At 60.7% G+C, this 7,377-nt stretch carries 7 protein-coding genes; 5 read left to right on the top strand and 2 right to left on the bottom strand.

Annotated features, from left to right (window positions below; all coding sequences use genetic code 11):
- Positions 1 to 214: 214 nt before the first annotated feature.
- Entirely contained in the window at positions 215 to 1,171 is a 957-nt protein-coding gene (gene yidC / locus NUH19_RS09520; protein ID WP_262316322.1) for a membrane protein insertase YidC, read from the bottom strand.
- A 98-nt stretch (positions 1,172 to 1,269) separates the two neighbouring features.
- A complete protein-coding gene (locus tag NUH19_RS09515; RefSeq protein WP_262316321.1) occupies positions 1,270 to 1,548 on the bottom strand; it encodes an acylphosphatase in 279 nt (92 codons plus the stop codon).
- A gap of 77 nt (positions 1,549 to 1,625) precedes the next feature.
- Between NUH19_RS09515 and NUH19_RS09510 the strand changes: the two genes are divergently transcribed.
- From NUH19_RS09510 to pheT, 5 genes are all read left to right on the top strand, one after another.
- Positions 1,626 to 2,384, top strand: a complete 759-nt coding sequence (locus NUH19_RS09510; RefSeq protein ID WP_262316320.1) for a TrmH family RNA methyltransferase — start codon at positions 1,626 to 1,628, stop codon at positions 2,382 to 2,384.
- A gap of 91 nt (positions 2,385 to 2,475) precedes the next feature.
- Entirely contained in the window at positions 2,476 to 2,967 is a 492-nt protein-coding gene (locus NUH19_RS09505; RefSeq protein WP_262316319.1) for an HD domain-containing protein, read from the top strand.
- Between the two features lie 234 nt (positions 2,968 to 3,201).
- A complete protein-coding gene (locus NUH19_RS09500) occupies positions 3,202 to 3,561 on the top strand; it encodes a winged helix-turn-helix transcriptional regulator (protein ID WP_262316318.1) in 360 nt (119 codons plus the stop codon).
- Positions 3,562 to 3,887: 326 nt separating this feature from the next.
- Positions 3,888 to 4,934 (top strand): phenylalanine--tRNA ligase subunit alpha, encoded by a 1,047-nt coding sequence (pheS, locus tag NUH19_RS09495; RefSeq protein ID WP_262316317.1) that lies wholly within the window; start codon positions 3,888 to 3,890, stop codon positions 4,932 to 4,934.
- 3 nt (positions 4,935 to 4,937) lie between these two features.
- Positions 4,938 to 7,352 carry a phenylalanine--tRNA ligase subunit beta gene (pheT, locus tag NUH19_RS09490; protein ID WP_262316316.1) on the top strand — a complete coding sequence of 805 codons (2,415 nt, stop codon included), beginning with the start codon at positions 4,938 to 4,940 and terminating at the stop codon, positions 7,350 to 7,352.
- The last annotated feature ends 25 nt before the right edge of the window (positions 7,353 to 7,377 follow it).

Raw genomic sequence — 7,377 nt, 5'->3', positions numbered from 1 at the left:
AACGAATCAAAAACACAGCATACGGGTATAAGAACTGGATGAACTTCATCAACCGCATTTTCTTGGAACGCGTCTGGTTCAAACCAAATGGCACTAATAAAAGAGCACCCAGACCAATTAAGGCCCAGGCACTCTCATAAATCTGTATCAACTCCACTTGACGAAGAGCCAAAAAAAGTCCTCTTGCGCTGGGCGAGAGGACCGGATGAATCTCTTAATCGTGGTGCCGATGCTGCTTGCCGGCGTTGCGGCCGTGAGCCGGGCGCTCCGGGCGATCACCGGTGGTGCTGACCTCGGCGGCCGGTTCCGGTTCCGGCTTGGCGAAGGTGGTCTCATCGACAACGATCACCGGCGGGTTATCGGCGAGGTCCTTGTCCATCCGGGCGCGAATCGCCGGGGTGATCACATAGGTCACGATGACCTGCTGGACCAGGATGATGATCCCGCCGGCCAAGAAGTACAGGCCGAGCCCGGCGTTGTACATCATGCAAAAGAAGAAGGTCATCAGCGGGCTCAGGAAGGCCGTCGTTTGCATCTGCTTGCGCTGTTCCGGCGGGTAGGTCTGCAGCATGATGAAGCTTTGCGCGACGTACAGTAGGGTCGCGATGATGGTGATCACCATGCTGGATTGGCCCAGCGCGATGCCGAAGAACTTGCTCGAGGAGATCTCGGGCGAGTAGGCGACCGCTTGATACAGGCCGGAGAAAATCGGCAGCTGAATCAACAGCGTCAGGCAGCCCATCTGCGGAATCATGCTGGTGCCGTTCTTGCGGTAGACGTCCTGCATCATCTGGTTGAGGCGCAGCGTGTCTTCTTGGCTGTGCGGCTTTTTCATCTCGGCTTGAATCAGGTCGATCTGCGGCTTCAAGACCTTCATCTTTTCCTGCGACTCGGTCATGTTCTTTTGCTGGCGCAGCATCAGCGGCAGCAAGATTAGCCGCACGACCACGGTGATGATGATGATGGCGATGCCGTAAGCGCTGGCGGTGCCAAGGTTGTTGGCAATCCATTCCATCAGGTTCTGAAGCGGCTTGCCGATCCAGGTGTAGAAGACGCCGAAGAAGCCCTTGGGCGGCTTCATCTGCGTGGTGGTTCGCTTGGCGCAGGCGGTCAAGAGCAAGGCGACGCTGCTCATGCCGCCTAACAGCGCCCATTTTTTCCAATTACGCATGTTGTCTGTCCCTTCAATATGTACTGCCAACAATCATACTTGAAGCCACGGTGCGGTGCAACCCGCCTGAAGGCTGATTTTGCCGCGTGTCACACGCATCACCGCACCGAAAAGCGGCTGTAGGCGGGAATCGGGTCCAGCACCTGCTCGTGGTAGCTTAGCACCTTACCGCTGGGGCTCGGGCTGGCCTTGACCGCGGCGGTAAACTTGGCCATCGCCGCCTCGGGGCCGACCGCCTCGATCAAGACGGTGCCGTCCGGCTGGTTTTGGGCCATGCCGACGATGTGCAGTTGCTGGGCCACCATTAGGGTCATCCAGCGGAAGCCGACGCCTTGGACGCGGCCGCCGACCTGAATTCGTTTTGCAATCATTGCCATGTGTCTCCCTCCAATTTATCTCCTATTTTAGCATAATTGGCGGTGGGCTATGGTAGACTGAAGGCCGGAGGTGCGACATGGAATACATTCAATCTGCTAAAAACGAGCACATCAAAAACGCCAAGAAGCTGGCGACCAAGAAGTACCAAAAGGAGGGGCAAGCCTACCTGCTGGAAGGGTGGCACCTAGTGGAAGAGGCGCTGTTGAGCGGCATCACGCCCAAGCGCATCTACGCCACCGAGAAGTACCTGAACGAGCGGCTGCTCAAGCCGCTGTACGACATCACCACCGAGATTTCGGAAGACGTCGCTAAGCACCTGAGCGAGACGCCGACGCCGCAGGGGATTTTTGCGGTGCTGCCGCGGGTCCCAGGTAAGCTGAGCGAGCCCTTGTCCGGCCAGTCCCTACTGTTGGACGGCATTCAAGACCCCGGCAACGTCGGCACCTTGGTTCGCACCGCGGATGCCGCCGGGGTGGCGACCGTGGTGTTTGGCAACGGCACCGCCGATGCCTTCAACCCCAAGGTGCTTCGCGCGATGCAGGGCAGCCAGTTTCACGTCAACCTGGTGACTGCACCGCTTCTGGACGTGATTCCCCAGCTGCAGGCCGCGGGGATTCCGGTGTACGGCACCGAGCTGAACAAGAACGCGCAGGGCTACCAGGACGTGGCCCCAGCCGCCCAGTTCGCGCTGGTGGTCGGCAACGAGGGCAACGGCATGAGCCCGGCGGTTTTGGCCCAGACCGATGCCAACCTGTACATTCCGATCAAGGGCCGCGCCGAATCGCTCAACGTGGCGATTGCCGCCGCCGTCGTGCTCTTTCACCTGACCGCCTAATTAAGAGTTGCTTAATCTCGTGCCAGCCACCGGTGGAACCTGTTATACTTAAGGCGTGTTGAACGACAGGCACAAGAAGGGACTTCGATCGATGGCAGAACTGACTTGGCAGACCGATACCGAGTACCTGGCGCTGGTGGCCGATCTCTTGGCTCAGCCGGCGGTTCAAAAACTGGCGGACTACACCCAGCACCATTACTCCAATCGGTTGGATCACTGCATCAGCGTTTCTTACCGCAGCTTCCTGCTCGGGAAGAAATGGCACCTGAATGTCCGCGCGTTAGCTCGCGCGGGGTTGCTTCACGATCTGTTCTATTACGACTGGCGGACGACGAAGTTTGACTTAGGCACACACGCCTACATTCATCCGCGCATTGCCCTGCGCAATGCGGAGAAGCTCACTGACCTGACACCGATGGAGAAGGATATTATCATCAAGCACATGTGGGGTGCCACACTGGGCTTGCCGAAGTACCGCGAAAGTTTCGTGGTCTCCTTGGTCGATGATTACGCCGCGGTCGACGAGGTACTCGTCCCGTGGCTGAAGAAGGTCCGTCATCCCTTCCGCTACAGCCTGAACTGATCAAGGGCCACGCCAGCCGGCGTGGCTTTTTTGATCCGCCGGCGGGGGAAATGCGAGGCGACCGCGGCCGTGGCGACGTCGCCACGGCCGCTTGCCTGAGCCGCGAAGGGCGGCCGCTGGGGCCAGCGCCGCGGCTCTTTGTCACCGCCGCCGCATTGGCCCTTGTAATCTTCGCCGAATGCGTTATACTAATACTATCTAATTGTAAGTGCAAATTCATGAGGTGAGAAGATTATGGCTGTGAGCATTGCGACGACAACGAGTGAGTGCGACAAACTGACGCTTTGTCCGAAGTTTACCAAGACCTTTGCGATTCTGGGCAAGAAGTGGAACGGAATGATTCTCGAGGTGCTGTTGAATCACGGGCCTTCCCGCTTCAAAGACATCGCCGGGGCGATCACCAAGTGCTCCGATCGCGTCTTGGTCGAGCGGCTCAAGGAGCTTGAAGGCGAGGGCCTGGTCGATCGCATCACGCACTCGAACTCGGCTTTGATCGAGTACGCGCTGACCGGCAAGGGTGCTGCCTTGAGCCCGGTGATGGCCGCCGCCCACACCTGGGGCGACGCCTGGCTGTCGGACGCCGAGTGCGAGTAGCCGCTGACCTTGTTGCGCCGGGCAAAACGTGCTACACTGAACCCATCTGAATCAACCAAATACGATGACGGAAGCTCGGGTTGGCGACCTTTTCAGGGAATGGCACTCACAACTGGAAGGTGCCTCAAGGTCAAGAACCTGTTTTCACTTTCAGAGTAGACTTTTGAGGCCTCGCCAAGAAAGCTCCGGTCCTGCCGTTATGCTGTTGAGTTGCACGATTTCGGTCGTGAACAAGGGTGGTACCGCGACGCTTCGTCCCTTATGGGGCGAGGCGTCTTTTTTGCGTCTTGCCGCGATTGTGACCATGTCAAGAAAGGAAGTTCACCATGGATCTTAAGACCAAGTTAGAGCACCTGTTCGAAGAGAACCACCAGCAGATCAAGGAGACCCGCGACCTCGATGCGCTGAACCAGATCCGCGTCGGCCTGTTGGGTAAGAAGGGCCCCATCACCGAGGCGCTGCGCGGCATGAAGGACCTAAGCGCGGAGGATCGCCCCAAGGTCGGGGCCTTCGCCAACAAAATCAAGGCCGACCTGCAAGATGCGATTACGGAGCGCAAGGCGGCCTTGGAACACGCCGCGATTCAAAAGCGCCTGGCGGATGAAACCCTCGATGTAACCCTGCCCGGAGACGCCGTGGTGCAAGGCACCCCGCACATTCTGGCGCAGATCATGGACGACGTCGAGGAGTTCTTCATCGGCCAGGGCTACCAGGTTGTCGACGGTCCCGAGGTCGAGGAGGACCACTACAACTTCGAGATGCTCAATATTCCCAAGGACCACCCGGCCCGGGACATGCAAGACACGTTTTACATCGACTCGCAGCTTTTGATGCGGTCGCAGACCAGCCCGGTTCAGGCCCGGACCATGGAGATTCACGACTTCAAAAAGGGGCCGCTCAAGATGATCAGCCCCGGCCGCGTCTACCGCCGCGACGACGACGACGCGACCCACAGCCACCAGTTCCACCAGATCGAGGGACTGGTGATCGACAAGCACATCACGATGGCCGACCTGAAGGGGACGCTTTTGGCCCTGGCGCAGCACGTGTTCGGCGCCGACCGCCAGATTCGCCTGCGGCCGAGTTTCTTCCCGTTCACCGAACCTTCCGTCGAGGTCGACGTGTCCTGCTTCCGCTGCAACGGCGCCGGCTGCCCGATTTGCAAGTACTCGGGCTGGATTGAGGTACTCGGGGCCGGCATGGTTCACCCGAACGTGTTGAACGCGGCCGGCGTTGACGCCGACGTATACGGCGGCTTCGCCTTTGGACTTGGTCCCGACCGCTTCGCGATGCTTAAGTACGGAATCGATGACATCAGAAGCTTCTACCAGGGCGACCTGCGCTTCTTGTCCCAGTTCCAACAGGAGGGTTAATTCATGGATGTTTCATACGCTTGGCTCAAAGAACTGGTGGACGTACCGGCCACCCCTGAGGAACTGCTGGACAAGGTCTCTCGCACTGGCATCGAGGTCGACTCGGTGCGTTACCCGGACGATCGCAAGATGAAAAAGGTCGTGATCGGGAAGGTGATCGCACTCAAGGACCACCCGGACTCCGACCACCTGCACATCGCCCAGGTCGACGTCGGCGAAGACGCGTTGCGTCAGATTGTCTGCGGGGCCCCGAACATCGCGGTGGGGCAAACCGTGATCGTCGCCTTGCCGGGAGCCCGCATCGGCGGCAACGAGAAGATCAAGAAGGGCAAAATGCGCGGGGTGGAAAGCCTCGGCATGATCTGCGCCTTGCAGGAGCTCGGGTTCAGCGATTCCGTCGCCCCGAAGTCCTTCGACGCCGGCATCTACGTCTTTGACGAACCGCTGGTTCCGGGCAGCGACGCCTTGGAGGCGCTGGGGATGCACGACGCAATCTTGGATTTTGAGATCACGCCTAACCGCGCGGATGCGCTGGGCATGCGCGGGGTGGCCTGGGAGGTCGGCGCGACCTACAACACCGTGCCGCACTTTGAGGACAAGCCGGTGGTTGAAACCGGCAAGCCGGTGGCCGGTTACCTGAAGGCCACGGTTCAAGACGCCACGGATGCTCCGAGCTACCAGATGCGCGTGGTCGACGGCGTCACCATCAAGGACTCGCCGCTTTGGCTGCAGCGCCGGCTTTGGAACGCCGGCATCCGGCCGATCAACAACATCGTCGACGTGACCAACTTGATCATGTTGACTTACGGCCAGCCGCTGCACGCCTTCAACTACGCGGCCTTGACCAGCCACGAAATCCTGGTTCGCCGCGCTGCCGCCGGTGAGCACCTGAAGACGCTCGACGGCAACGACCACGAGCTGGATCCCGAAGACATCGTGATCACCGACGGCACCAAGCCGGTGGCCCTGGCCGGCGTAATGGGGGGGCTGGACTCCGAGATCACTGAGACCACGACTACGGTGGTGATTGAGGCCGCCAAGTTCGCCCCGACGCCGGTTCGCCGCACGGCGCTGCGCCACAACCTGCGTTCGCAAGCCTCCGCCCGATTTGAAAAAGGCATCGACGTCGGTAGCATCAACAAGGCGCTGGATGAGGCCGCGCGGCTGATGGCCGCGCTTGGCGACGGCGAAGTCGCCCAGGGGACGCTTGCGGCCACCAGTATTCCCGCCGAGCCGGCCGTGGTCGACATCTCGTTGTCGCGCATCAACCACGTGCTGGGCACGGCGCTTGACGCAGACGTCGTCACCGGCATTTTCAAGCGACTGGGCTTTGGCGTTACCGAGGCCGATGGGCTCTTCGCCGTGTCCGTGCCGACGCGGCGCTGGGACATCGCCATCGAGGCCGACTTGATCGAGGAGGTCGCTCGGATCTACGGCTACGACAACCTGCCAAGCACCCTGCCGACCACCACGATGACCATCGGCGCCTTCACCCCCAAGCAGGCGCGGATTCGCCGCACCCGCAAGCTCCTTGAGGGGCTGGGGCTGACCCAGGTAATTTCCTACAGCCTGACCAGCGTGGCCAAGGCCGGTCGCTTCATGATTGCACCGGGGGAGGAGACCCATGTCGCCTTGCCGATGACCGAGGATCACGCGGCGCTGCGCCGCAACCTGGTGTCCGGTTTGGTCGACGCCGTCGCCTACAACGTGGCGCGGAAGCAGACCGACCTCGCGCTTTACGAGCAAGGCCGCGTGTTCTTGCGCAGCAGCGGCCACACCCGTCCGTCCGAGCACGAGTACGTTGCCGGGGCCATCAGCGGCAACGTGATCGCCAAAAACTGGCACCAGGCCGCTGAGCCCGTGGACTTCTACTACGTCAAGGGCATCGTCTCGGCGCTTTTGGCCGACTACCGGCTCAAGGCCACGCCGCGCTTTGAGGCGCTGACCACGCTGCCCGAGCTGCACCCGGGCCAAAGCGCCGCGATTCTGCTGGGTGACCAGCAGATTGGGCTGATTGGGCGGCTGCACCCGCAGTTCGAGGCCGAAAACAGCCTGCCAGAGACCTACGTGTTCGAGCTCAACTTGGACGCCTTGATGGCCGCCGACAGAAGCCAGATGCAGGCCGTGCCGGCGCCGAAGTTCCCGGAGATGACCCGCGACATCGCGGTGCAGGTGGCCACCAACGTCACCAACGCCCAGGTTCAGGCCAAGATTCAGGAGGCTGGCGGCAAGTACCTGCGCGACATTCACTTGTTCGACCAGTACCTCGGCGTCAACGTCGGCCCAGGCCAAAAGAGTCTGGCCTACACGCTGACCTACCGCAGAGACGACGCCACTTTGACCGAAGACACCGTCAACGCGGCTTACGCGGCCGTGACGACGATCTTGCAAGAGCAGCTCGGGGCGCAGATTCGCTGATCGCCTCGCCGATCCTTGCCGCCGC

Origin of the sequence: Lacticaseibacillus parakribbianus (assembly GCF_025490915.1) — a bacterium.
GTDB classification, from domain to species: Bacteria; Bacillota; Bacilli; order Lactobacillales; family Lactobacillaceae; genus Lacticaseibacillus; species Lacticaseibacillus parakribbianus.
This window is presented reverse-complemented; position numbering and strand designations above follow the sequence as displayed.

What these genes read in the sequence shown, in the direction of transcription:
- yidC (WP_262316322.1), bottom strand. Translation starts at nt 1,171, where the DNA reads ATGCGTAATTGGAAAAAATGGGCGCTGTTAGGCGGCATGAGCAGCGTC.
- NUH19_RS09515 (WP_262316321.1), bottom strand. Translation starts at nt 1,548, where the DNA reads ATGGCAATGATTGCAAAACGAATTCAGGTCGGCGGCCGCGTCCAAGGC.
- NUH19_RS09510 (WP_262316320.1), top strand. Translation starts at nt 1,626, where the DNA reads ATGGAATACATTCAATCTGCTAAAAACGAGCACATCAAAAACGCCAAG.
- NUH19_RS09505 (WP_262316319.1), top strand. Translation starts at nt 2,476, where the DNA reads ATGGCAGAACTGACTTGGCAGACCGATACCGAGTACCTGGCGCTGGTG.
- NUH19_RS09500 (WP_262316318.1), top strand. Translation starts at nt 3,202, where the DNA reads ATGGCTGTGAGCATTGCGACGACAACGAGTGAGTGCGACAAACTGACG.
- pheS (WP_262316317.1), top strand. Translation starts at nt 3,888, where the DNA reads ATGGATCTTAAGACCAAGTTAGAGCACCTGTTCGAAGAGAACCACCAG.
- pheT (WP_262316316.1), top strand. Translation starts at nt 4,938, where the DNA reads ATGGATGTTTCATACGCTTGGCTCAAAGAACTGGTGGACGTACCGGCC.